This window comes from Pseudomonas sp. GNP014 (genome assembly GCF_054344005.1).
Window position 1 is genome coordinate 3,120,939 of record NZ_JBTGUS010000001.1, and the last position, 24,244, is coordinate 3,145,182.

The 24,244-nt window shown below is 60.0% G+C and carries 19 protein-coding genes; 9 read left to right on the forward strand and 10 right to left on the reverse strand.

Going from position 1 to position 24,244, the window contains the following annotated elements:
- Positions 1–235 precede the first annotated feature (235 nt).
- From bamJ to ACXX9E_RS14115, 7 genes are all read left to right on the forward strand, one after another.
- Positions 236–952 (forward strand): BamJ family beta-barrel-assembly machinery protein, encoded by a 717-nt coding sequence (gene bamJ, locus ACXX9E_RS14085; RefSeq protein ID WP_123465956.1) that lies wholly within the window; start codon positions 236–238, stop codon positions 950–952.
- A 293-nt stretch (positions 953–1,245) separates the two neighbouring features.
- Positions 1,246–1,701: a YkvA family protein gene (locus tag ACXX9E_RS14090; protein WP_123465958.1), complete on the forward strand. Its 456-nt coding sequence runs from the start codon at positions 1,246–1,248 to the stop codon at positions 1,699–1,701.
- Positions 1,702–1,813: 112 nt separating this feature from the next.
- Complete coding sequence (locus ACXX9E_RS14095; protein ID WP_123465960.1) at positions 1,814–2,155, forward strand: helix-turn-helix domain-containing protein; 342 nt, start codon at positions 1,814–1,816, stop codon at positions 2,153–2,155.
- Positions 2,152–2,523 (forward strand): hypothetical protein, encoded by a 372-nt coding sequence (locus ACXX9E_RS14100; RefSeq protein WP_003223109.1) that lies wholly within the window; start codon positions 2,152–2,154, stop codon positions 2,521–2,523. Before ACXX9E_RS14095 ends, ACXX9E_RS14100 begins: the two co-directional genes overlap by 4 nt.
- On the forward strand, positions 2,524–2,931 hold the full coding sequence (locus ACXX9E_RS14105; protein WP_123465962.1) for an SEL1-like repeat protein: 408 nt from the start codon (positions 2,524–2,526) through the stop codon (positions 2,929–2,931).
- A 239-nt stretch (positions 2,932–3,170) separates the two neighbouring features.
- The gene (locus tag ACXX9E_RS14110) at positions 3,171–7,937 is read left to right on the forward strand and encodes an RHS repeat-associated core domain-containing protein (protein ID WP_458555573.1); all 4,767 of its coding nucleotides are present in this window, start codon (positions 3,171–3,173) and stop codon (positions 7,935–7,937) included.
- Positions 7,934–8,293: a hypothetical protein gene (locus ACXX9E_RS14115; protein ID WP_128616336.1), complete on the forward strand. Its 360-nt coding sequence runs from the start codon at positions 7,934–7,936 to the stop codon at positions 8,291–8,293. The genes ACXX9E_RS14110 and ACXX9E_RS14115 overlap by 4 nt, the downstream gene beginning before the upstream one ends.
- A gap of 78 nt (positions 8,294–8,371) precedes the next feature.
- Here the strand turns inward: ACXX9E_RS14115 and ACXX9E_RS14120 are convergent, their stop codons facing one another.
- Positions 8,372–10,162, reverse strand: coding sequence for a bifunctional diguanylate cyclase/phosphodiesterase (locus ACXX9E_RS14120; RefSeq protein ID WP_458555574.1), 1,791 nt, complete (start codon positions 10,160–10,162; stop codon positions 8,372–8,374).
- A 134-nt stretch (positions 10,163–10,296) separates the two neighbouring features.
- Positions 10,297–12,381: a carboxy terminal-processing peptidase gene (locus ACXX9E_RS14125; protein WP_185015818.1), complete on the reverse strand. Its 2,085-nt coding sequence runs from the start codon at positions 12,379–12,381 to the stop codon at positions 10,297–10,299.
- 138 nt (positions 12,382–12,519) lie between these two features.
- Here ACXX9E_RS14125 and ACXX9E_RS14130 point away from each other — a divergent pair, with 138 nt between their 5' ends.
- Positions 12,520–13,482: a zinc-binding dehydrogenase gene (locus tag ACXX9E_RS14130; protein WP_123467439.1), complete on the forward strand. Its 963-nt coding sequence runs from the start codon at positions 12,520–12,522 to the stop codon at positions 13,480–13,482.
- 143 nt (positions 13,483–13,625) lie between these two features.
- Here ACXX9E_RS14130 and ACXX9E_RS14135 read toward each other — a convergent pair whose 3' ends face one another.
- From ACXX9E_RS14135 to ACXX9E_RS14160, 6 genes are all read right to left on the reverse strand, one after another.
- A complete protein-coding gene (locus ACXX9E_RS14135; protein WP_123467437.1) occupies positions 13,626–14,279 on the reverse strand; it encodes an HAD family hydrolase in 654 nt (217 codons plus the stop codon).
- Between the two features lie 111 nt (positions 14,280–14,390).
- On the reverse strand, positions 14,391–15,380 hold the full coding sequence (locus ACXX9E_RS14140) for an ABC transporter ATP-binding protein (RefSeq protein WP_458555575.1): 990 nt from the start codon (positions 15,378–15,380) through the stop codon (positions 14,391–14,393).
- Complete coding sequence (locus ACXX9E_RS14145; RefSeq protein WP_007965346.1) at positions 15,377–16,177, reverse strand: ABC transporter permease; 801 nt, start codon at positions 16,175–16,177, stop codon at positions 15,377–15,379. Before ACXX9E_RS14145 ends, ACXX9E_RS14140 begins: the two co-directional genes overlap by 4 nt.
- Positions 16,164–17,000 carry an ABC transporter permease gene (locus tag ACXX9E_RS14150; RefSeq protein WP_177490697.1) on the reverse strand — a complete coding sequence of 279 codons (837 nt, stop codon included), beginning with the start codon at positions 16,998–17,000 and terminating at the stop codon, positions 16,164–16,166. Before ACXX9E_RS14150 ends, ACXX9E_RS14145 begins: the two co-directional genes overlap by 14 nt.
- Positions 17,001–17,005: 5 nt before the next feature.
- Positions 17,006–17,812 carry an alkaline phosphatase family protein gene (locus tag ACXX9E_RS14155; protein WP_123467431.1) on the reverse strand — a complete coding sequence of 269 codons (807 nt, stop codon included), beginning with the start codon at positions 17,810–17,812 and terminating at the stop codon, positions 17,006–17,008.
- Positions 17,813–17,988: 176 nt separating this feature from the next.
- The gene (locus ACXX9E_RS14160; RefSeq protein ID WP_123467429.1) at positions 17,989–19,056 is read right to left on the reverse strand and encodes an ABC transporter substrate-binding protein; all 1,068 of its coding nucleotides are present in this window, start codon (positions 19,054–19,056) and stop codon (positions 17,989–17,991) included.
- Positions 19,057–19,407: 351 nt separating this feature from the next.
- Between ACXX9E_RS14160 and ACXX9E_RS14165 the strand changes: the two genes are divergently transcribed.
- Positions 19,408–20,121 carry a UTRA domain-containing protein gene (locus ACXX9E_RS14165; protein ID WP_123467427.1) on the forward strand — a complete coding sequence of 238 codons (714 nt, stop codon included), beginning with the start codon at positions 19,408–19,410 and terminating at the stop codon, positions 20,119–20,121.
- A gap of 496 nt (positions 20,122–20,617) precedes the next feature.
- On the opposite strand, the gene ACXX9E_RS14170 is transcribed toward ACXX9E_RS14165, so the two are convergent.
- Positions 20,618–21,952 (reverse strand): amidohydrolase, encoded by a 1,335-nt coding sequence (locus ACXX9E_RS14170; RefSeq protein ID WP_429541273.1) that lies wholly within the window; start codon positions 21,950–21,952, stop codon positions 20,618–20,620.
- 66 nt (positions 21,953–22,018) lie between these two features.
- Positions 22,019–24,172, reverse strand: coding sequence for a mechanosensitive ion channel family protein (locus tag ACXX9E_RS14175; RefSeq protein WP_123467423.1), 2,154 nt, complete (start codon positions 24,170–24,172; stop codon positions 22,019–22,021).
- Positions 24,173–24,244 lie beyond the last annotated feature (72 nt).

Sequence of the window (24,244 nt, forward strand, 5' to 3'; positions counted from 1 at the left end):
CTGAGCCTGACCCTATGCGGCAAGTGGCCATTACGCCAGATGTTGTGGGAAGAGGAGGCTACGGTTGTCAGCAGCAGATGACAGAAGCTTCATCGTGTCTTCGCCCAAATGCGTTTTAATCCCTGAACTTATCGTCGCTTTACTGCTCTCATGCCGGTAGCCATTGGTCGTGGCGGCCTGATAAGCTCGCGGCTTTACTCGATTGCCCTATTCGGCGCATGAACAAGGAAATAGCATGAAACAGCATCGGTTGGCGGCGGCGGTAGCCCTGGTTAGCCTGGTCCTCGCGGGTTGTGATTCGCAGACCAGCGTAGAGCTGAAAACCCCGGCGCAAAAAGCTTCCTACGGTATCGGCCTGAACATGGGCAAGAGCCTGGCTCAGGAAGGCATGGATGATCTGGACTCCAAAGCGGTAGCCCAGGGCATCGAAGATGCCGTCGGCAAGAAAGAACAGAAGCTGAAAGATGAAGAACTGGTCGAAGCCTTCGCCGCGCTGCAAAAGCGTGCTGAAGAGCGCATGGCCAAGATGAGCGAAGAGTCGGCAGCTGCCGGCAAGAAATTCCTCGAAGAAAACGGCAAGAAAGCGGGTGTCACCACCACCGCTTCCGGCCTGCAGTACGAAGTGATCAAGAAAGCCGACGGCCCACAGCCCAAGCCGACTGACGTAGTGACCGTTCACTACACCGGCAAGCTGACCAACGGCACCGTATTCGACAGCTCCGTCGAGCGCGGCAGCCCGATTGATCTGCCGGTAAGCGGCGTGATTCCGGGTTGGGTCGAAGGCCTGCAACTGATGCACGTTGGCGAGAAGTACAAACTGTACATCCCTAGCGATCTGGCTTACGGCGCGCAATCGCCAAGCCCGGCAATCCCGGCCAACTCGGTTCTGGTCTTCGACCTGGAACTGCTGGCCATCAAGGATCCAGCCAAAGAAGACGCCGCTGCCAAGTAATCGGCTCCGGTTTCAACAACAACGCCTCGCTTATGCGGGGCGTTGTTGCATCTGGCGGATGGCAAGGGTAAACAGAGCGAACCGATGCCGGTCAGCACAGTCATACCTTTGAGGCTGCCCGTACTAGACGCCCTGAGCCGCCAAGTCAATGAAATATTGGGCTTTTTTATGTGAGTAAAAAACGCCCGATCTGAGCGCAGCCCTTATAAAACGGGGCTCCCAGCGCTGAAATGCAGCTCTGTTCACAAGGTTATCCACAATTTGTGTGGATAACATTTCAATGGGAGGAATAGATGAAAGCTCCGTGGAATTTCGCTCGATTCCTGCCCCTGGCCGGCCGTCTGCTGGCGCGTGGACGCTTGCCGACCCTGTTGTTTGCCGTCGCCAGCAAAGGCGCGGCACAGGGCAATCGCCTCGGCAAACTCAAGGACGACCTGCGTTTGTTGCAGGCATTGTGCCTGGCCTACTGGCGCGGCGAATACCGTGCGATCAGCCCGAAAGCGTTGATCTCCGTGGTCGCTGGCCTGATGTACTTCCTGAGCCCGGTAGATGCCATTCCCGATTTCATTCCCATGTTCGGCATGCTCGACGATATCGCCGTTCTCGCCTGGTTGATGAAAACCCTCGATGATGAACTCAGTGCCTTCCGTCTCTGGCGCAATCGCCAGCAGCCGGAAAAACTGGCGGTGGTTGAACGCCTGCCTGATACCCCTGAGCAATTGCAGCTTCAGGGGCCGAAAAAGCCCTGATTGACGAAGTCGCTCTGCAGATAGATACCCCCCGCGACCTTGGCCGCTGTTAGGATTACACTTCTAGGGAAAAGTGCCGACTCGCTAAGTGTTGTTGTCCTACGGGGTAGTCATGGATATTCAGATAATTGCACGCGATGGCGAGCCCGAATACGCAGTTCTGCCTTGGGCTCACTATCAGGCTCTACTGAAAGCAGCAGGGATCAATGAAACACCGTCGCAGCAGGCTCAAGCGCCGCTCGCGACCACACTGGACCCGATTCTTCCAGGTCTGGATCAACTACGCAGTTTGCGCGAAGGGAAGGGCATCGCCATCGAGGCGCTGGCCCGCACGGTAGGCATCAGCCCGTCTTATCTGGCCATGATCGAAAGCGGCGAGCGTCAGCCTGACGCCGCGATTCGTCGCAGCCTGGCCTGGGAACTGACGGTGCCAGGTTGGAGGGATGAATCGTGAGCGTACGCATCAGTCGTCAACATTGGGACGGATTGCTGGGAGAACTGGATCAGGCGCGCCGGCAGCGCCATCTTCTGACCTACCGAGCCTTGCTCGAACGTTTGCAGTTGCCGACGCCGGCGATGCAAACCCTGACCGCTGCACTGGAACATCTGGCGGCACTGGACGCCAAGGCCGAACAACCGTTGCGCAGTTCGCTGGTGATCAGTCAGGGCGCCAGTCGCCTGCCGCGCACCGGTTTTTTTGAATGCGTTGAACGTCTGGGGCGTTTTTCGGGGCCGTCCGATGGTGTTGCCGCTGCCTCTTGGCATGCATCGGAAGTGGTCAGAGTCTTCGAGTACGAATACCCGGAATCGGCGGAGGCCTGAGTGTTTTTGCGACTCAAGGCGCGTGCCGCTTACTGGCTGGCCCGCCGGCTTTTTCATTGGTCGTGGTTTGTCCGTCAGCCGCGAGGCTGGCGCTGGCTTGAAGGCCAGTTCGCGCGCATGGCCAATCTTGGCGACATCGGTGCGCAAAGCTTTTACGGGCACATCCTGACCTTCCGTGGTGTTGGCCTCGGCGCACGTGAAGAAGGCGTGCGTTTGTTGCGTCTCGCGGCATTGGCCGGGGATGGCAAAGCGGCCTATCAGGTCGGTGTGATCAGTCTTGCAGGCACCCCGAGCAAAGCACCGGACCCGGCGGACGCAGCCCGCTGGTGGGGCATGGCCGCCAAGGCCGGACACCCGCTGGCCGAGCTCAAACTGAAAGAGCTGAACGCGCGGGATTCAACGCAGTAAATCCATTTGTGTCGATCAGATAAACGTGGCGTGAGGGAAACCTCTCGCCACGTTTTCGTTTTTGTCTGTACGTTTTGTAGTAAACGGTTTATTGCAGATTAGTCCTACAGCAAGTGCCTACTTGCCTGACTTCTTTCCCGATTGATCCCCCGCACAGTTCCCGCGCCTAACTTTTTGCGCGAGGGAACGCCAATGTTTGACCCGGTTTTTCAGTTCGTCCTGCACGCCGACGTGCGTTGATGCAAGCCGTCACTCGTATCGAGCAGGAACTCGACAGCTTTCCCGACACCCTCACGCTCTATCGCCAGCAGCTTGAGCATTGGTTGAGCAGCACGGCTGATCAGGTCAGTCATGCGGCCGATCTGCCGTCGCTGATGGGCATGGAGCGGATTATCCGCTTCGGTGATCGCAGCACCGCCGTCAGCACTGGCGACAGCGAATTCGTCTCCGGCGTCGTCCAGTGCCCCCTGGGCGGATTGATGCTGATCGAGAGCAAGTTTGAATCCGTCTATGACATTCCACTGGGCAACATCGTGGTCGATGTGGTGGCGGTGGATGGCGGGGCCGTCACGCCTGTCACGCTTGATGCGCGCGGCGAGGGCGCATTTCGTGGCGAGCCCGGTAATTTCTACCGGGTGCAAGTGCACGGTGGCGTCAGTCCGAAACAGGTCGAACAACTTTTTGCATCCTATGACGGTCTGGCTCTTGAGCTGGAGGACTGGCTGCGCAGCGAGTGGCAGGGCTTCAAGCCTCAGTGGTCGCAGTCGGTCGCCACCGCCGCGGGCAACGGCACGCTGGCCGGGAGCTGGGCAGCCATTGAAGGGGTATGGGACAGCATTGGAATGCTGTCGGAGATTCTCAAGAACCCCGGCGCTTTTGTGGATCGACTGGGGAGTGGCGCGACCGATCTGATGAACCTGGCCGCGACGGCTCCCGAGGTCATGCAACAGTTGCAGTTGCTGGTCAGTGATGAGGCGGCGCTGTGTTTGCTGCTGCGTACGGCCAGTCTTTGGCTGGAGATGCTGCCGCCCAGTGAAATTGCCGGCAAGACCGCTGAAGCGGCGTCGATGATGATCGTGCAACTGCTGCTCGATGTGCTGATCAGTATCGTCCTGACCTTCGCCAGTGGTGGTGCCGGGATCGCCTATCTGACGCTGCGACTCGCGGATCGTGCGGTGCAACTGCTGTCGGCGGTGATGCGATTGGTCAAGGCGCTGTTCGGCATCGTCGGCGGGTTCATCAAGTACGTCGATCAATACAAAACCGTCGCCGCACGCGGCATCGTCGCAGGGGTGAAAAAGGGTCGCATGCAACTGCGCTGGAATGCCCGGCGTAATACCTCGCTGAAGAAAGGCGAACACCACGACGATAAGTCGGATCAAGCGAAAAACCCCAACGGCGACAGCGCCGATTGCGTGTCGCGCACCTGCACCAATGGTTGTCCGGTGTCGATGGTCACCGGCGAAGAACTGCTGACCCTGACCGACGGCACGCTCGATGGCTTGCTGCCGTTCGAGTTCACCCGGTTGTACCGCACCAGCGCGGTTGAGAACGATGTCGGCCTGGGCTTTGGCTGGAGTCATTCGCTGGCGCATCGCCTGGAGTTCGATGGCGATGTGGTGGTCTGGGTCGATCACGAAAACCGCCGCACACGCTTTCCGTTGCCCAGCGTTGAACGGCCGGCGATTCACAACAGCCTGTCTCGGGCGGCGATTTTTCTGGGCGAAGAGCCCGAGGAGCTGATTCTTGCGCTGGCGGGGGACGCGGCGCGGTTTTATCACTTTCGCGCCGGGCGGCTGACGGCGGTCAGCGATTCGTACGACAACCGGCTGCGTGTTTTACGGGATCGGTCTGACAGGGTTCAGCGACTGGATAACGGCGCGGGTCGGTCGCTGCTGTTGCGCTATGAGCGTGCGCATCTGATCGGTGTCGAGTACCAGATTTTTCGCGAAGGTGACTGGCACACCGAACAGCCCCTGGTCAGTTACCGCTACGACGCCCAACAGCGACTGATCGAGGCAACCAACGCCGCCGGCGACAGCGAGCGTTACGACTACGACGATCAACACGTCATCCTGCAACGGCAATTGACCGGGGGCGCCAGTTTCTTCTGGGAGTGGGAGCGGTCCGGCAAGGCGGCCCGCTGCGTGCGCCACTGGGCGTCGTTCTCGCAGGTGGACACGCGTTATGTCTGGAATGACGACGGCAGCGTGGCGGTGCATTACGTCGATGGCACCGAGGAAACCTACGTCCACGATGACCGCGCACGCCTGGTGCGCAAGGTCGAGGCCAACGGTGGCGAACAGCTCAAGGCCTACGACTCCTCGGGGCGCTTGGTCGCCGAGCAAGATGCGTTAGGCGCGATCACCGAATACCGCTACGACGAGGCCGGACGGCTGGTGGCGCTGCTTGCGCCGGACGATGAGCCGACGTCCTACGAATACCGTAACGGTTTCCTGCACAGCCGTGCACGGGGCGAGGCGGTGTGGACCTGGCGGCGCAATGCCCAGGGCGATGTCACCGAAACGGTCGACCCTGACGGCCATGTCACCCATTACCACTACGACGCCCGTGGGCGGTTGCTGTCGATCCGTTACCCGGACAGCAGCCGCCATGTGCGGGTCTGGAACGACCTCGGCCAGCTCGTTGAAGAGACCTTGCCCGACGGCGGCGTGCGGCGCTTTTCCTACGATGCGCTGGGGCGACGGACCACCACGTGCGACGAACATGGCGCTGTCACGCGCCAGCAGTGGGATGCACTGGGCCGGCTGGTTCAGACGACGGCGCCTACCGGTGCCACCCGCGCCTACAGCTACGGCGCCTACGGTCAGGTCACCGCCGAGCGTGACGAACTCGGGCGCATCACCCGTTACGAGTATGACGATGACCTGCACTTGGTCTCGCGCAAGATCAACCCCGACGGCACGCGGGTGCAGTACCGCTACGACCATGCGCAGTTGTTGCTCACCGAGATCGAGAACGAGTCCGGGGAAACATACCGCCTGGACTACACGTCCACCGGATTGATCCGACAGGAAACCGGCTTCGACGGCCGCCGTACGGCGTATGCCTATGACCTCAACGGGCATCTGCTGGAAAAGACCGAGTTCGGCGATGACGGTTCGACGTGGGTCACGGCTTACGAGCGCGATACCGCCGGGCGACTGCTGATCAAGACCCTGCCCGACGGGGTCAAGGTCGAATACCGCTACGACCGCCTCGGGCGTCTGGTGGGCGTCGATGACGGGCAAAAACATTCGCTGGCCTTCGAATACGACCTGCAGGATCGGCTGATCACCGAGCATCAGGGCTGGGGCACCCTGCGTTACGCCTACGACGCCTGCGGTCAGCTCAAGCGCCAGCGCCTGCCGGACAACAGCAAGCTCGACTATCACTATGCCAAGGGCGGCGCGCTCACCGCCATCGACCTCAACGGCGCATCGCTGACCCGCCACGTCTACCAGTCCGGTCGCGAACAACAACGTCAGCAAGGCCTGCTGCTCAGCGAATATGCCTACGACGACCAGGGCCGTTTACTCGCCCACGCTGTAGGCCATCAGCACGCTTCGCTGTACCGCCGCGATTATGCCTACAGCGCCAACGGTAACCTCGAGCACATTGCCGACAGCCGCCACGGCCAGCGCACCTACGGTTACGACGCCCTCGACCGCCTGATCCGCGTGCGCCACTCGCGCGACGAACTGCCGGAAACCTTCGCCCACGACCCGGCCGGCAACCTGCTGATGCAGGACCGCCCCGGCCCGACACAAATCAGGGGCAACCGCCTGCTGATGCAGGGCGACCGCCATTACGACTACGACGCCTTCGGCAACCTGATCCGCGAACGCCGTGGCCGCGACCAGCAATTGGTCACCGAATACCGCTACGACAGCCAGCACCGCCTGATCGGCCTGACCCGCCCCGACGGCAAAACCGCCAGTTATCGCTACGACGCCTTCGGCCGACGCATCCGCAAAACCGTCGACGGCGTCAGCACCGAGTACTTCTGGCAAGGCGACCACCTCGTCGCCGAAAGCAGCAAAACCCAGCACCGTAGCTACGTCTACGAACCGGGCACCTTCCGCCCGCTGGCGCTGCTCGACGGCAAAGGCCCGAAAAAGGCCTGCCCGTTCTACTACCAGCTCGACCACCTCGGCACGCCGCAGGAACTGACCGACTACAGCGGCGAAATCGTCTGGTCGGCGCAATACGACGCCTACGGCAAAGTCGCGGCGATCACCCTGGCCGGCGAGGACTACCTGGACCAGCCGCTGCGGTTTCAGGGGCAGTATTTCGATGCGGAGAGCGGACTGCATTACAACCGGCACCGGTATTACGACCCGCGGCTGGGGCGGTACCTGACGCCCGATCCGGTGAAGCTGGCCGGAGGGTTGAATCAGTACCAGTACGTGCCGAATCCGACGGGGTGGGTGGATCCGTTGGGGTTGAGCTGCAGTTGCCCGCCGCCGGAGCCACGACGTCCAATGCGGTACGAGGCCGGTCGCGTGGTCGTCGAAGAGGGAGCGCCTTCGCTGCCAAAGATGACGGCGCAGGAGCGGCGGGCGAGGCTTGATGAGGTGGCAGAAGAAAATGCTCATCGGCGTTTGGTTGAAATGGAGAAAGCCACACAAGACGCGCACTTCTTAGAGAAACATGGCAAACAGACCACGTTAGCTTCTCAGCAAGAACGCTCAATGACGGGAAGAAATCCCACAACTGGAGTTATTGAGGTTTATAGCAATGGGAGACGAGCAGGGCAGCCCAAAATACCCAGTGCCGCTACTCACTTTTTTAGTTATCGAGATCAACTTAATGCCATACATCGTGCTCAGCTTGTTTTCAGACGAAATGGCCAACTTGCGTCCAAAGAACCTATAAATATGGGTAAGGTTGTTGGCGAGGGGTACAAGAGGGGAGGAGTCGTTTATGGACAGCAAACACATGCGGTAGTAATTCTCAATAAGGCAGCTGAGCCTATAACCTCTTATACGGAGTTTGTGAATTGAAACGTAAGCCTGAATATTTTGTTTTGCGTGGTCTGCTTTTTCTATTTGATATAGAAAATACTCATGATGATGCTCGTGAAAAAATCATCGTCTCGAAGAACGTCAATGATAAGCAAGAGCTTGCTGAGCTGTTTGATATTCTTATGAAGCCTGAGTTTCTATCCTATAGTGTTGGTGAGCGCGAGTGGTGTATCGACACACTGAAGTACTACTTGGAAGCTGGTGATAGCTTTGATGAGGTGTTTACAAGAATCACAACTTATTTTGACGATGACGTAGAGGATCAGCGTCAGTTCATGCAGGTTTTGTTGAGTTGTTTATTGAAATATCACGTCGATGATTCAGATATGGGGTAAGGCCGAAAAACTGGGCTAATTCAACTGACCCCTTCGCGGGCAAGCCCGCTCCCACAGGGAGTTCTGTTGTTTGGGGAATCAGCGCTGACCGATTAGTTGTGGGGGATGGAGGTCGGTGGAAGTTAGGCTATCAATCACATGCACGCTATACCCCGGAACATTTTTCGCATGATGCTTCGCCTGCGACGCCATTTCCGCGAGTTGACTGGCGTCCAGCTGTGCGCAGGCTTCGGGATGCAGGTGCACTACGCCGATGGACAATGACAACAGCGGAAACTCCTGCCGTATTCCCTGGCGATTCGGGGCGATGAAGCAGCCTGCATCGAGGTGTTCGGGGCGATAGAAGCGGCGGCATTGGCTCTGGAAGTCGTCGAGCAACTGGTTGAGGCGTTTGCGCCAGTCTTCCGGGCCGAGGACGAGGAGGAAGTCGTCGCCGCCGATGTGGCCGACGAAGTCGCGGGACGGGTCGACGCGTTCGTTCAGGCATTGCGCCAGGCATAGCAGGACTTCGTCGCCGCGGCCGTAGCCGTAGATGTCGTTGAAGGGTTTGAAGCTGTCGATGTCGACGTAGCAGATGACCGATTCGCGGCCCTGTTGCAGCAGACGGGTCAGGCATTGCTGGATCGGTACATTGCCGGGCAGCAGGGTCAGCGGGTTGGCGTAGCGGGCCTGCTGGATCTTCAGTTCGGTGATCAGTTTGAGCACGTCGATCACCCGACCGAGGCCGAGGTAGCTGCCGTTGAGGGTAATGATGAAGTCTTCTTCGATGCGCTGGCGAGCGCGGCTGGTGATCAGGCGGCTGACCTGTTGCAGCGACTGGCTCATTTCCACGGCGAGGAAGTCGTCGTTCATCAAGCGGCTGATCGGTTTACGCGCGAACAGGTCGGTGGCGAAGGGTTTGAGCAGGGCATCGGACAAGGAATGGCGGTGGACGATGCCGCACGGCTGGCCTTGTTCGTCAAGCACGGCCAGCGAGTTCAGATTGGCCTGACGGCGAAACGCTTCCAGCACCGTAGCGGTTGGCGTGTCGCGCCCCACAGCCGGTTGGTCGTTGAGCAGGGCGCTGAGGTCGCTGCCTTCGTCGTTCAGCGCGACGGTGCTGCTGTCATGTTTGGGCATCATCGCACGGGCGTCGCGGGGCGGGTGCTCTTGTGGGCGACCAAGCAAGTATCCTTGCACCAGATCCACGCCCATTTCGGTCAACACTGCCAACTCCTCTGGCAGTTCGATGCCTTCAGCAATCACCTGCGCGCGTGAGGCTTTGGCGATCTGCAGGATCGAACCGACGAACTCCCGTTTCAACGCATCCTGATGAATGCCGTCGATGAAGTGGCGGTCGATTTTCACGTAATCCGGACGCAGCTCCGACCACAGGCGCAGGCTGGAGTAGCCGGCACCGAGATCATCCAGCGCAATCGAAAAGCCCATCGCCCGGTAGTGATGCAGCGCGGTTTGCAGTAACTGGAAGTCATCGATTGGTGTCTGCTCGGTCAGTTCGATCACAACCTGGCTCGGCGGAATACCGAAGTCTTGTAGCAACTGTAGGGTGCGCCCCGGTTGATGGGCAGCTTCGAGCAGCGACTCTGGCGAGACGTTGAGAAACAGTTTGCCCGGCAGTTGCTGCTCATTGAAACGGCGGCAGGCCGATTGTCGGCAGGCAATCTCCAATTCGCTCAGGCGCCCGGCCTGACGCGCCACGGCGAACAGGGCAATGGGTGAGTGCAGCGGACTGTTGGACGGGCCACGGGTGAGGGCTTCGTAACCGAGTATGCGTCGCTCAGAGAGGCAGATGATTGGCTGGAACAGGCTGTGTAAGCCGCTTTGACTCAAGATCGAGCTCAAGGCACTCAGCTGTTCGGTCGTGGTCATGGCAATCTCTGGCGATAAAAAAAGGACTGGGAGCGCTCTCGATGAAAAGAGTGGCTCCCAGTCCTTTATTGCACGACAGAATGATGACTGTTTGATGACGATCCCGGGATCATCACCATTAAATTGCCATCACCTTACTTCTTGGCCACCTGATTGCTCAGCTTCAGGTAATCCAGCAGCACGCGCCCGGTTTCGCTCAGGTAAGCATCGTCTTCCGGTTTGACCTTGTCCGGGTCGGCAGCCGCGATGAGGTCTTCATCTTCTTTTTTCAGCTCTTTGAGCGGTTCTTCGCCTTTGGCCTTGCGACGGATGTTTTCCATGGCCAGTTGTTTGGCGTCGATGTCGGTGTGCTGGGCACGACGCTCGGCTTCATTGAGACTGACGGTTTTCTCTTCCATCAGTTTCTGCGCCAGCGCCAGCTTGTCACGGATGAACACGAACTCGGCATCCTTGGCGGTGCGGGTGTCATGCTCGGACTTGAGCTGGGCCAGGAACGGTTTGAACGGATCGGCCGCCGGTTTGATCGCCGCGCGGATGGTGTCCCACGGCATGGCTTCCGGCAGGGCGCTCTCGCCGATTTCCTTGGTGTCGATCAGCGACGGGTAGTCGATGTCTGGCAGGACGCCCTGATGCTGGGTGCTTTGACCGGACACTCGGTAGAACTTGGCCAGGGTCAGTTTCAGCTCGCCATGGTTCAGCGGCTGGATGGTCTGCACGGTGCCCTTGCCGAAGGTCTGGCCACCGATGATCAGCGCACGATGGTAGTCCTGCATGGCGCCGGCGAAGATCTCCGAAGCCGAGGCGGACAGGCGGTTGACCAGCAACGCCATAGGGCCTTTGTAGAATGCGCCCGGGTTTTCATCTTCGAGCACATCGACACGGCCATCGGCGTTACGCACGAGCACGGTCGGGCCCTTGTCGATGAACAGGCTGGTCAGCTCGGTGGCTTCCTGCAGGGAACCGCCGCCGTTATTGCGCAGGTCGATGACCACGCCGTCGACTTTGTCTTTCTGCAGTTCGGTCAGCAGTTTCTTGACGTCACGGGTGGTGCTCTTGTAATCCGGGTCACCGGCACGGAACGCCTTGAAGTCGAGGTAGAAGGCCGGGATCTCGATGACGCCGAGCTTGTAGTCCTTGCCGTCCTGTTTCAGGTTGAGGATGGACTTCTTCACCGCCTGATCTTCGAGCTTCACCGCTTCACGGGTGATCGACACGATCTTGGTGGTCTGGTCGTTCGGCGCATTGCTCGCCGGAATCACTTCCAGGCGGACCACAGTGCCTTTCGGACCACGGATCAGTTTGACCACTTCGTCCAGACGCCAGCCGACCACGTCGACCATTTCTTTGTTGCCCTGGGCAACGCCGATGATCTTGTCGGCCGGGGCAACCTGTTTGGTCTTGTCGGCCGGGCCTGCCGGCACCAGACGTACGACTTTCACCTGGTCGTTGTCGCTCTGCAACACGGCACCGATGCCCTCGAGGGACAAGCTCATGTTGATGTCGAAGTTTTCCGCGTTATCCGGCGACAGATAGTTGGTGTGCGGATCGTACGACATGGCGAAGGTGTTGATGTACGCCTGGAAGATGTCTTCCGGACGGGTCTGGTCCAGGCGCGCCAACTGGTTCTTGTAGCGCTTGGTCAGGGTTTCCTGAATCTGCTTCGGCTCTTTGCCGGCGATCTTCATCCGCAGGACTTCGTCCTTGACGCGTTTGCGCCACAGGTCGTCGAGTTCGGCGGTGGATTTGAGCCAAGGGGCGTCCTTGCGATCGATCAGCAAGGTTTCCTTGCTGGTGAAGTCCATCTTGTCGACGCCTTTGTTCAGCTCGGCAAGGGCGAAGTCCAGACGCGCCTTGACGCGGTCCAGATAGCGCTTGTAGATGGTGAACCCGGCGTTGAGGTCGCCGCTTTTCAGGAAGTCGTCGAACTGGGTCTTCCACTTGTCGAATTCGGCGATATCGCTGGCCATGAAGTAGCTGCGCGACGGATCCAGCAGCTTGATGTAGCTGTCGTAGATGATCACCGAGCGCGCATCGTCAAGCGGCGGCTTGCTGTAGTGGTGACGCTTGAGCAACTCGACGACGTTCAGGCTGGCGATGACTTCATCGCGATCAGGCTGCAACTTGTCCCAGCTGTTGGCTGCGAATGTGGTGCCCGACACCGGCAACAAACCGATACCGATGAAAAGAGCGAGGGCGGTGCTGGGGAGCAAATGCTTCATGCTGATTCGACGCGGGGACAATTGATAACGCATATTAGGCCGTCTTTGAAGTCGCCGGTTCTACGAGAGCCGGTCGCATAATGCAAAAAGCCCGGCGCTACAGCTTCGGGCTCAGTCCAGACTCACTATGGAGGCACTGTGAAGGCATTGCAAGGCGTTGAAGGTCAAGTGGCATGGGTTGAAGAGCCGAGTCCTACATGTGATGTAGGACAAGTCCGCATCCGCGTGGCGGCAGCCGGCCTCAATCGCGCCGATTTATTACAAAAAGCCGGGCTCTATCCGCCACCGCCTGGCGCCAGCCAAGTGCTCGGCCTTGAGTGCTCGGGGGTGATCAGCGAGGTCGGCGCGGGCAGTTCGTGGCAGGTCGGCGATCGGGTTTGCGCCTTGTTGGCCGGGGGCGGGATGGCCGAAGAGGTGGTCGTCGACGGACGGCATGTGCTGCCCGTGCCCGAAGGCGTGTCGTTGATCGAGGCTGCCGCATTGCCTGAGGTTTATGCAACAGTCTGGCTGAATGTGTTTCAACTTGCGGCGCTCAAGCCGGGTGAGAAAGTTCTTTTGCACGCTGGCGCCAGTGGAATCGGTTCAGCCGCCATTCAGCTGTGCAAAGCCTTTGGCAATCCGTGCTGGGTCAGCGTCGGTTCTGCCGAGCGGCTGGCTTACTGTGAGGCGCTGGGGGCCCAGGGCGGGGTCGTGCGTACCGACGATCTGGAAAGCCTGCGCGATTTCGGCCCGTTCGATGTGATTCTCGATCCGGTAGGAGGCAACTACTCGGCGCTCAACCTCAAGCTGATGGCGCTGGATGGGCGCTGGGTATTGATCGGTTTGATGGGCGGCCGTGAGGCAAAACTGGATCTGGCGCAGGTCTTGGCCAAGCGTGTGCAACTGCTGGGCTCGACGTTGCGCAGTCGCGATGATCAGTTCAAGGCGGATTTGTTGAGTGATCTGGGCCAGCAGGTGTGGCCGTTGTTTGCAGAGGGGCGCTTGAGTCCGCAGTTGGCCAAGGCTTTCCCGGTGAAGGATGCCGAGGCGGCGTTTGCGGAGTTAGCGAGTAATACGGTTTCCGGGAAATTGGTGTTGGTGATTGACGAAAGTCTGAGCTGACAGCAGGGAAAAGCCCCTCACCCTAACCCTCTCCCAAAGGGAGAGGGTACTGACCGGGTTGTTCTGCTGGGCTACATCGACCTGATGCATCGGGTCGAACTCAGGTTTGGAATATCAGCCAGCCTGTGCAGATTAAATCTTTGTCATTTCCACAGATGGATCGGCCAACCGGCCTTTTCGGCATGCTCCAGCAACACCGGATCCGGATTGACCACGTGCGGGAAATCCACCTTCAGCAGCAACGGCAGATCATTGCGTGAGTCGGAGTAGAAGCTTGCGCCCTCGAGGTTCTCTTCCTCGGCATCCAGCCATTCCAGCAAGCGGGTGATCTTGCCTTCGCGGTAGGTCAGGGTGCCGACGGTCTGACCGCTGTAAACGCCATGGGCGACGTCCAGTTCGATGCCCAGGATCTCGTCGATGCCCAAACGTTCGGCAATCGGTTTGACCAGGTGCGTGCCCGAGGCCGAGATCACCAGGATCCGGTCGCCGGCCTTGCGATGGGCGGCAATGGTTTTGGTCGCGTCGCTGAAGATGATCGGTTCGATGAAGTCTTCCACCCACGGACCGACCAGATGCTCGACCTCTTCCGGGGTACGACCGATCAGCGGCTCGAGGCTGAACGCCATGTACTCTTCCATGCGCAATTTGCCATGGCTGTAGGCGTCCATCAGTTCGTTGTTCTTGCGCATGAACGACTCGGGATCGACCCAGCCCAGGCGACCCATCTGTTCGCTCCAGAGGGTGGCGCAGTCGCCGTGGATCAGGGTTTCGTCCAGATCAAAAATTGCCAAAGCCATCGGTTCTCTCCGAGAACAGCTGCGAGCTACTTGCTTCGAGCTGCAAGAATGGGAATCAGGTTCGCCGCAGTCTACAGCTTGAGGCTTGTAGCTCGAAGCTTGCAGCTGCTTTCAAGCGACTTCACACAGGGCTGTCGGATCGATGGAAAGCGCCAGGCGCTGACCGTCGGGGTGCAGATCCGCCGCCGAGCGGTTGAGCACGTCCACCACCAGTTCCACGCCGCGCGCCTCGACCCGGTAGCGGATGACGTTGCCGAGCAGGCTGTGGCTGCGGATCTGCGCATCCAGTTCGCCGTTGAGGCTCAATTGGATGGCTTCCGGGCGAATCGCGATGCGGTGGTTGATCGGCCGTTGCAGCAGTTTCGAGGCACTCTCGGCGTCGAGCAGGTTGTAGTTGCCGATGAAACCGGCGGCGAACAGATCGACCGGCGCGGTGTACAGGGTTTCGGCGTCGCCGCTCTGGACGATTTTCCCTTGGTTCATCAGGAAAATCCGGTCAGACATGGTCAGCGCTTCTTCCTGATCGTGGGTGACGAAGATTGTGGTCAGGCCGAGTTCGCGCTGGATCTGGCGGATCTGTTCACGCAAGTGTTTACGAATTCGTGCATCAAGGGCCGACAGCGGCTCATCCAGCAGCAGTAAACGCGGGCGGGTCACTAGCGAACGGGCGAGGGCGACACGTTGGCACTGACCGCCGGAGAGCTGGTGCGGATAGCGACTGGCGAAGTCGTGCAGTTCAACCAGTTTCAACACTTCGGCAACGCGTTTATGGCTGTCGTCGGCATTGACCTTCTGCATGCGCAGACCGAAGGCAACGTTCTGCTCGACGGTCATGTTGGGGAATAGCGCGTAGCTCTGGAACACCATGCCGATCCCGCGTTTTTGCGGGCTCAGTGGCACGATGTCGACGTTATCAAGGAGGATCTTGCCGCCATCCACCGGCGTCAGGCCGGCAATGCAGCGCAGCAGCGTGGACTTGCCGCAACCCGACGGGCCGAGCAGGGTGACGAATTCGCCCTTGTTGATTTCGCAATTGATGTCGCTGAACACCGTGGTGCCCGCGTAGTTTTTCTTCAGGTTCTGGACGCTGACATAGCTCATTCGCTTTTGTCCTTGTTCAAGATGTTGGCGATCCAGGTCAGGACCAGCACGAAAAAGAAATACGAGATCACCAGCGCACTGGTGAAGTGACCGCTGCTGTTGCGCATGTTGTTCAGATACACCTGCAGGGTTTCGTAGCGTGTGCCGACGAGGATGTTGGCGAACACGAATTCACCGAACAGGAACGAGAACGACAACAGCAACGCGACCATCAGACCTTTGCGCAGGTTCGGCAGCACCACCAGGAAGGCCGCCTGAAAGGTGCTGGCGCCGAGCAGTTGTGCGGCGTCCATCAGGTCGCGCAGATTGATCGCCTGCAGGTTGTTGGTGATTGCGCGGTACATGAACGGCAGCGCCACGGTGAAGTAGCAACCGATCAGGATCCATGGCGTGCCGACCATCGCCAGCGGTCCGGAACCGTAGAGCTGCAACAGCCCCACCGACGACACCACCGGCGGCACTGCGAAGGGCAGCAGGATCAGGATGTTCATCAGCGCATCGAGTTTCGGGAAGTGGTAATGCACCACGAACAATAGCGGCAGGATCAGTACCACCGACAGCACCAGCGCGCCGACGCACACCAGCAACGATTGGCCGAAAGCGTGCAGGAAGCGTGGGTCGCTCCACAACTGCAGATACCACTTGAAGGTGAAGCCGCTGGGCAGGATGGTCGCCGACCAGCTGCTGGCGATCGAGTAGATCAGCGTGCCTACCAGCGGCAGCAACAGGATCGCGAACAGCAGATAAACCACGACGCGGTGGTAGACGCCGGCCGGGCCGGATTCAGCGCGAGACATGGTAGCTCCTCTTCAACAGCAGTTGATGCACGACGGTGACGATGGTCATCAGGGCTACCAGCACCACGGCCAGCGCGCTGGCCAGGTTCGGGTCCAGCGAAATGTCGCCGGAGACCATCGCCGCGATGCGGATCGGCAGCACGTTGAAGTTGCCGGTGGTCAACGCGTACACCGTGGCGTAGGCGCCGAGGGCGTTGGCCAGCAGGATCACGAAGGTGCCGAGCAGGGCCGGGGTCAGTACCGGCAAGCCGATGTGGCGCCAGAACTGCCAGCCGTTGGCGCCGAGCAGCGCGGCGGATTCGCGCCAGTCTTCACGCAGGGCGTCGAAGGCCGGGTAGAGCAGCAGCACGCCGAGCGGGATCTGGAAATAGGTGTAGAGGATGATCAGGCCGGTTTTCGAGTACAGGTTGAAATCCTCGATGATTCCGGCCTGCTTGAGCATGAGGGTGATGCTGCCGTTGAACCCGAGCAGAATGATGAACGCAAAGGCCAGGGGCACGCCGGCGAAGTTGCTGGTCATGTTGGCGAAGGCATTCACGAAGTTGCGCAGTTTCGAATCGACCCGGCGCAGGGAATACGCACCGAGCACGGCGATGATGATGCCGAACACGCTCGACCAGAAGCTGATCTCGAGGCTGTACTGGATCGCCTGCAAATAGAACTTCGAGCTGAAGATCTTGCTGAAGTTGGCGAAGCCCCAGCCGAACTCTTCCGACTGCAGGCTGTTGATCATCACCCAGACCAGCGGGGCGATTTCGAACACGATAAAGAACAGGGCGAAGGGCACCAGACACAGGGCCGCGAGCCATTTGCCGCGAGTCATGGCATTCACTTGAGCAGCTCCCGGCACACAGGTTTGTCGTGGGGCACGCCGAGCAGTTCGCAGACCGTGCCGCAAATGTCGATCTGTTTCGGCGCGGCGTCAGTGTTGAGGCTGAAGGCGTTACCAAGGACGAACAGCGGCACTTGGCGTTCTTCCGGCAGCAGGCCGTTGTGCGAGCGGTCGTTGTTCATGCCGTGGTCGGCAGTCACCAGCACTTGATAGCCGGCATCGAGCCAGCCTTGCAGGTAGTCGGCCAGGATGATGTCGGCGAAGCGGGCGCTGTTGCGGTATTGCGGGGTGTCGAGGCCGTGCTTGTGGCCGGCATCGTCGATGTTCATCGGGTGGATCAGCAGGAAGTTCGGCGCATGGCGCAGGCGCAGGTTTTCCGCGTCGGCGAACAGGTGTGAATCCGGATAGTGGTCATTCCAGTAGAAATGTCCGTGCTGGATCGGCAGCGCCGGATCGTCGGTGTGACGGTCGCGGGCGGCCACGAATGGCGAGCGGTTGTACAGCTCGCTGACCCAGTGATAGGCCGCAGCGGCGGTCTTCAGGCCGGCGTCGCGGGCGTAGTGGTAGATGCTGCGCTGGTTGGACAGGCGCGAGACATCGTTGTGGACAATACCGCTGTCGATTGGCGGTACGCCGGTGAGGATACATTCGTAAAGCGGTCGGGACAGGGCCGGCAGCTCGCACTCCAACTGGTAGAGCGCGGCGCGTCCTGCGCCAACATAAGCCTGCAGATGCCCCATGGCGTGACGTGCGACCTCGTAGTTGAGGCCGTCGAGCACGACAAGGATGACGTTGTGTTTCATAGGGGCAACAACTCCGCGAAATTCAAATATTCCGAAATCAACTCAATCCCTTGTGGGAGCGAGCTTGCTTGCGAAGGCGTCATGTCAGCCAACATCAATGCTGAATGAATAACCGCATTCGCGAGCAAGCTCGCTCCCACAGGGATCTTTGTCGGATCAAACAGTGGGTCAAGCCATCACTTCATCTCGACGATGACTTCTTCGTTCCACTTCTGCGGCAGGGCCTTGGAGGTTTTTTCCCACGCGTCGGCGTCCTTGATCGGCGTGACCTTCTTGTACTGCTCGTTCGGCAGCAGCTTGGCTTTCACGTCTTCCGGCAGTTGCAGGTGCTCGGCGCGGATCGGACGGGCGTTGCCGCGCGCCAGGTTGGTCTGGCCGGCGTCGCTGAAGATGTATTCGCGGGTCAGCTTGGCGGCGTTCGGGTTTTTCGCGTACTTGTTGATAATGGTGGTGTAGCCGGAGATCACCGAGCCGTCGGACGGGATCAGCACCACGTAGTCATCCGGGTTGGCCATCTTGGCCTTGTAGCTCAGGCCGTTGAAGTCCCAGACCACACCGACTTCGATCTCGCCTTTTTCCATGGTGGCGATGGTCGGGTTGGCCATCGACAGGCGACCCTGCTTGGCGATGTCTGCAAACAGCAGCAGGGCCGGCTGGAGGTTCTTCTCGTCGCCGCCGTTGGCCAGGGCCGCGGCCAGTACACCGTTGGCGGCTTGCGCGGCGGTGCTCACGTCACCGATCGAAACCTTGTATTTGCCGCCCTTGAGGTCAGCCCATTTGGTCGGTACTTCGGAGCCGTGCAGCAGCTTTTTGTTGACGATGAAGGCGATGGTGCCGGTGTAGGCCAGCGCCCAGTTGCCGTCCTTGTCCTTGGCCCATGCCGGAATCTGCTCCCAGGTGCTTGGCTTGTACGGTTGCACCACGCCCTGCTTGACCGCGATCGGGCCGAAGGCGGCACCGACGTCGCCGATGTCGGCGGTGGCGTTGTCCTTTTCAGCGGCGAACTTGGCGATTTCCTGGGCCGAGCTCATGTCGGTGTCGATGTGTTTCAGGCCGTAGGTCTTGGCCAGGTCTTCCCAGGTGCCTTTCCAGTTGGCCCAGTCATCGGGCATACCGACGCTGTTGACGGCGCCTTCCGCTTTCGCAGCGGCTTCGAGGGTTTTGAGGTCGGTGTCGGCCGCCATGGCGGCGGTGCACATTGCAATGGTCGAGCCTAACAGTGTTGCCAGGAAAAGCTGTTTCATTCCGAAGCTCCTTGGTCGTGTTCAACGCTGCGATTGCGGTTTGTGTTGGTCTAGGTCAGCAATACCTGAGCCAATTTAAGGGGGCTGGATGACACTTTGATGTCGGCGGCCCTGCTTCAGGCGTTTTAATTGCGCTGGATCGGTGACTGCCCCGTAAGCGTAGACCAGGCTCAAAGGCCCGGCCGGCAAGGGACTTGGCCGATGTATTGCAAGCCGTGAGTACGACCGTTCGGCAGCTTTGTCATCTTTCGGTCATCTGCACTGCCTAGGCTTGCCACACACGGAAACGGTTCATTGGCCGCCAGGTTTTGCCCCGAAACAGTGCTGGTCTAGTCCAGATAGGTAACGTTGATGCGCGATGAGGCAACAAAAGCGGTGACAGCCATTGGCCAGGTGTTGCAGGAGCAACTCGACCACGGACTTCTCGCGCCCGGCAGCAAGTTGCCGGCCGAGCGCAAGCTCAGTGAGTTGTTTGGTACGACGCGGATTACGGTGCGCGAGGCGTTGTTGCAACTGGAGGCGCAAGGGCAGATTTATCGTGAGGAGCGGCGTGGCTGGTTCGTTTCGCCGCCGCGCCTGGCGTACAACCTGATGCAGCGCAGTCACTTTCACGCGATGGTCAGTGCGCAGGGGCGGGTGCCGTCGACCGAGGTGATTTCGGCGCGCCTGCAACCGGCGTCGGCGGCGGTGTGTGAGTGGTTGCAGTTGCCGGCGCTGTCCAGCGTGATTCAGATTTGCCGGTCACGGCGGATTGACGGGCGGCTGGTGTTGTATGTGGAGCACTATCTGAATCCGCAGTTTTTTCCGGGGATTCTGGGGTTTGATTTGAATCAGTCGATCACCGAGTTGTATGCGCGGCATTACGATTTGCACTATGGGCGGGTGCGGTTCGAGATTGTGCCGACTTCATTGTCGGTGGATGCAGCGGCGGCGTTGCGTGTTTCTGTCGGGAGCCCGGGGTTGAGGATTGCTCGGGTCAATTATGATCAGCATGAGCGGTTGATTGATTGTGATCTGGAGTTTTGGCGGCATGATGCGATTCACGTATCGGTTGATGTGGTTTGATCGTTTTGGGGGCATATCCGTTGCTTCGGGTGTTGCTGATTAGGGTTCCGCCCTTACGGCGGGTCACTTTTTCCAGACGCCGAAAAAGTAACCGAAAAGGCTTGCTCCTACGTCCGGCCCGCTCGCTAAAGCTCGGGGTTCCTTCGCTCCGGGAACGATCCGGGCGCAGCGCCTACGGTTTGCTTCGCTGCACCTCCTCTCGCTGTGTTTGGCTGCGCCAAACGGTCGCTGCGCTCCCACCCCGGATCAATCCCTCCACTCAGCCTTCCGACGTCGCCCGTGGATCAAGATCAAAAACGGTACTCGAGCTAACGCTCATTGTGTTGAGTGGTGAGAAGCCGAAGTGATACGAATATCTAACGGTGAACTCAATCCCTGTGGGAGCTGGCTTGCCAGCGATGGCGGCCTGACAGCCGACCAATTTCTGGCAGGCTGCACACGGTCCAAATGTGGGAGCGAGCCTATTCGCGAAAGCGCCCCCACAGTCACCTCAAACCTACTTGCCTGCCCCCGCATTGGCATACAAATAATCCGTCGCCAACGACGCCATCGTCCTCACGCCCACCACCAGCGCCGACTCATCCACAAAGAACCCCGGATTGTGATTCGGCGCGGCTTTGCTCATGTCCTGATCCCGCGGTGTCACCCCGAGAAACACGAACAGCCCCGGCACTTCCTTGGCAAAGAACGAGAAGTCTTCCGCGCCCCCCACCAGCGGTGCATTCACCACGTCATCCTTGGCTGCCCATTTCAACGTCGGCAGCATTTTTTCCGTCAATGCCGGGTTGTTGATGGTCGGGTCGTATTTTTCGATGATGGTCACGTCGGCTTTCGCGCCGCCGCTTTCGGCGATTTTTTCGATGGTCTGGCGCACGTCTGCGTGCAGTTTCTGGCGGATGCCGTAGTCGTACGAGCGAATGGTGCCGCTCATGTCGACAGATTCGGGAATGATGTTGTAGCGGGTGCCGCCGTTGATGGTGCCGATGCTCACGACTGACGGATAGGACGAGATGTCGGTGCGGCGGCTGACCACGGTTTGCAGGCCGACGATGGTTTGTGCGCCTACGGTGATCGGGTCAATGCCGTCCCAGGGGCGGCCGGCGTGGGTTTGTTTGCCGAGGATTTTGATGCGCAGGTCGTCGGAGCTGGCGAGGGTGGCGCCCGGGCGGTAGGCGATCTGGCCGGCGGGGACGCCGGCCCAGACGTGCAGGCCGAACACGGCGTCGGGTTTCGGTGATTTCATCACGCCTTCCTCGACCATCATTTTCGCGCCCCAGGTGTTTTTGCCGTCGGGGATGAAGTCGCTCGGGCCCTCTTCGGCGGGCTGGAAATAGAACACCACGGTGCCGGGCAAGGTGTCGCGCATGCCTGTAAGAATTTTCGCTGTACTCAGCAGGATCGCAGTGTGGGCGTCGTGGCCGCAGGCGTGCATCACGTCGACTTGTTTGTCGAGGTAGGTACCTTTGGCTTGCGAGGCGAACGGCAGGTCGGCGACTTCCTTGACCGGCAGTGCGTCCATGTCGGCGCGCAGGGCCACGGTCGGGCCGGGCAGGGCGCCTTTGAGGACGGCGACCACGCCGGTGCGGGCGACGTTGGTTTTGACTTCCAGGCCCAGCGCCTTGAGCTGTTTGGCGACCAGCTCCGAGGTGCGTTTTTCGCTGTTGCCGAGTTCCGGGTGGGCGTGGAGGTCGCGGCGGGTTTCCAGCAGTTCCGGTTCAAGGGCCTTGGCCTGCGCGGCGATGTGTTCGCGGCTGCTGTCCAGGGTGGCGGCAGCGGCGTGGCCGGCGACAAGGCTGAGTAGAAGGGCTTGGGTCAGGCGGGTGAGCTGCATCGGGTTTCTCCTTGGTTATTGTTGTTCTGGCTTCCATGCCTGTGACCCGCACCTCGCGCCCAAGTGCTATTCCTTGGGCTGGCCACCGCCGGCGGTGATCACTTGCACGCTCATGCGCGGCGTTGCCAGGTCCAGGCCGGCCTCGTCGAGGTGGCGTTTGAGTGACAGATTGAACGCCCGGGAAACTTCCCATTGTTTGATCGGCGCGGTCTTGAAGCGGGCGCGCAGGATCGCGCTGCCGGACTCGAAGCTTTCCACGCCCTGGATTTCCAGTGGCGACCAGATGTTGCGCCGCTGCAGGGGATCGGTGCGCATTTTCTGGCCGACTTCGCGCATCAGTTTGATCGCGTCGTCGATTTCCATGTTGTACGGCACCGCCACGCGGAAAATCGCGTAGCCGAATTCCCGGGAGTAGTTCTTGATGCTTTTGATTTCGCTGAACGGGATGGTGTGGACGATGCCGTCGATGTCGCGCAGGCGCACGGTGCGGATGGTCAGGCCTTCGACGGTGCCGAGGTGGCCGCCGACGTCGACGTAGTCGTCGATCGCCAGCGAGTCTTCAATGATGATGAACAGACCGGTGATCAGGTCGGCGACCAGCGACTGCGCACCGAAGCCGATGGCCAGACCGATCACACCGGCACCGGCCAGCAGCGGCGTAACGTTCATGCCCATGTTCGCCAGGGCGACGATCAGCGCAATGATGAAAATCGCCACGAACAGCACGTTGCGGATCAGCGGCATCATCGTCTGTGCGCGGGCATTCGCCAGGCCTTTGCGCGAGCGGGTGAGGGCGTGGTGCACGGCGGTGTCGGCGAGGATCCAGATCAGCCAGGAGAAAATCAGCGTGCCGATCAGACTGAACAATTTGACGCTGACGTCATGCCCTTCGCCCTCGGTGAAGCCGATCAGCGATTTGCCCCAGACGCGCAGGCCAAGTTCGATGAAGGCCAGCCACACCAGCAGATGCGCCAGGGTGTAGAAGAAGCTTTTCAGGCGTTCCGAGTAGAGCGCATGGCGTTTCGGCCCGCGCTGCGGTTTCAGTGAATGCCGGCGCACGAGGCCGTTGATCACCATGCACATGACCAGCAGCACGGTGCAGATCAGCGACTGGCGCAAGGCGGTGCTGGTGTCGCCGGCGGAGACGAAGGTGGCGAACAGCGAGATGCCGACCAGTACCAGCGCCGGCACATACCAGAAGGTGCCGAGGATTTCGATGGTGTCGCTCAGCGCCCGGCGGGTCAGGCGCCGTGACAACGGCTGGTTGCGAATCAGGTGCGCGATCGGCCGACGGAAACGCAGGATGAACAGGCCGGTGAACAGCGCCGCGAGGACATTGGTAATGGTCGCGGTGGTGTGCGCCAGGTGCACGCCGAGGCTGTCCACCAGGCGCGGGTCGTTCAGCGCTTCACCAAACGCGGCGAAGCTGCCGATCAGCCACAGCGGGCGGAAGGCCTGATGGCGCAGGATGTACAGCGCCCGGTGCCGGTGCGGGCCGTCGAGCAGCGAAAACGCGATCACGCAGATCGCCGAGAAACAGGTGCCGACCACCAGGGCATAGGCCAGCACCATCGCCAGGCTTTTGCCCAATGACGATGGCAGCGCGTAGCTCATGTAGACGGTGATGACCAGTGCAATCAGCCACGGCCCGAGCTTGCGCAGGGCAAAGCGCAGCATGTCGAGAGCCCTGGGGTGCTGGGGCAGTTCTTCGGTCAGACCAAAGCGCATGCGCACCCGGTGACCGAGCCAGATCAGCGCAGCGGCGAGCAGGCTCCAGACCATCAGGATCACGGCGAAGGCGAAGATGATCGGCAGCCATTCACTGGCCGGCAACATCAGGTTGTCGAGTTCGTCCTTGGCCAGGTCGAACTCGTTACCCCAGCGAGTCAGTGGGCTGTCGGCACCGGTGAACTGTTTTTCGAAACTGGCCAGGGTGCCGCCGATCAGGCCCAGCACGCCTTCTTCGGGGCTGGCCTGGGCTTTTTTGGTGGCGTCGCGCAGCTTCTTCAGATCGGTCAGCAGTTGCGCGCGTTGCTTGTCGTTTTCCAGCGACTTGATGACTTCGTCGAGGGACTGGCCGAGGGGTTCCTGCGCTTCGGGCTGGGCTTTGCTGGTGTTGAGCAGACCGGGCAGGCCGACCGCATGGGCCGGCGCCAGCGGCAGCAGCGTCATCAGGCAAACGAGGAACAGGCAGGGCAAAGCAAAAAGACGAGCAAACACTAGGCGGTCAACCTCGCAAGGGGCGGATTCGCTGGAGTGTACGAGCCCGTCATTATCAATGCGAGCCGGGCG

What these genes read in the sequence shown, in the direction of transcription:
- bamJ (WP_123465956.1), top strand. Translation starts at nt 236, where the DNA reads ATGAAACAGCATCGGTTGGCGGCGGCGGTAGCCCTGGTTAGCCTGGTC.
- ACXX9E_RS14090 (WP_123465958.1), top strand. Translation starts at nt 1,246, where the DNA reads ATGAAAGCTCCGTGGAATTTCGCTCGATTCCTGCCCCTGGCCGGCCGT.
- ACXX9E_RS14095 (WP_123465960.1), top strand. Translation starts at nt 1,814, where the DNA reads ATGGATATTCAGATAATTGCACGCGATGGCGAGCCCGAATACGCAGTT.
- ACXX9E_RS14110 (WP_458555573.1), top strand. Translation starts at nt 3,171, where the DNA reads ATGCAAGCCGTCACTCGTATCGAGCAGGAACTCGACAGCTTTCCCGAC.
- ACXX9E_RS14120 (WP_458555574.1), bottom strand. Translation starts at nt 10,162, where the DNA reads ATGACCACGACCGAACAGCTGAGTGCCTTGAGCTCGATCTTGAGTCAA.
- ACXX9E_RS14125 (WP_185015818.1), bottom strand. Translation starts at nt 12,381, where the DNA reads ATGAAGCATTTGCTCCCCAGCACCGCCCTCGCTCTTTTCATCGGTATC.
- ACXX9E_RS14135 (WP_123467437.1), bottom strand. Translation starts at nt 14,279, where the DNA reads ATGGCTTTGGCAATTTTTGATCTGGACGAAACCCTGATCCACGGCGAC.
- ACXX9E_RS14140 (WP_458555575.1), bottom strand. Translation starts at nt 15,380, where the DNA reads ATGAGCTATGTCAGCGTCCAGAACCTGAAGAAAAACTACGCGGGCACC.
- ACXX9E_RS14145 (WP_007965346.1), bottom strand. Translation starts at nt 16,177, where the DNA reads ATGTCTCGCGCTGAATCCGGCCCGGCCGGCGTCTACCACCGCGTCGTG.
- ACXX9E_RS14150 (WP_177490697.1), bottom strand. Translation starts at nt 17,000, where the DNA reads ATGACTCGCGGCAAATGGCTCGCGGCCCTGTGTCTGGTGCCCTTCGCC.
- ACXX9E_RS14155 (WP_123467431.1), bottom strand. Translation starts at nt 17,812, where the DNA reads ATGAAACACAACGTCATCCTTGTCGTGCTCGACGGCCTCAACTACGAG.
- ACXX9E_RS14160 (WP_123467429.1), bottom strand. Translation starts at nt 19,056, where the DNA reads ATGAAACAGCTTTTCCTGGCAACACTGTTAGGCTCGACCATTGCAATG.
- ACXX9E_RS14165 (WP_123467427.1), top strand. Translation starts at nt 19,408, where the DNA reads ATGCGCGATGAGGCAACAAAAGCGGTGACAGCCATTGGCCAGGTGTTG.
- ACXX9E_RS14170 (WP_429541273.1), bottom strand. Translation starts at nt 21,952, where the DNA reads ATGCAGCTCACCCGCCTGACCCAAGCCCTTCTACTCAGCCTTGTCGCC.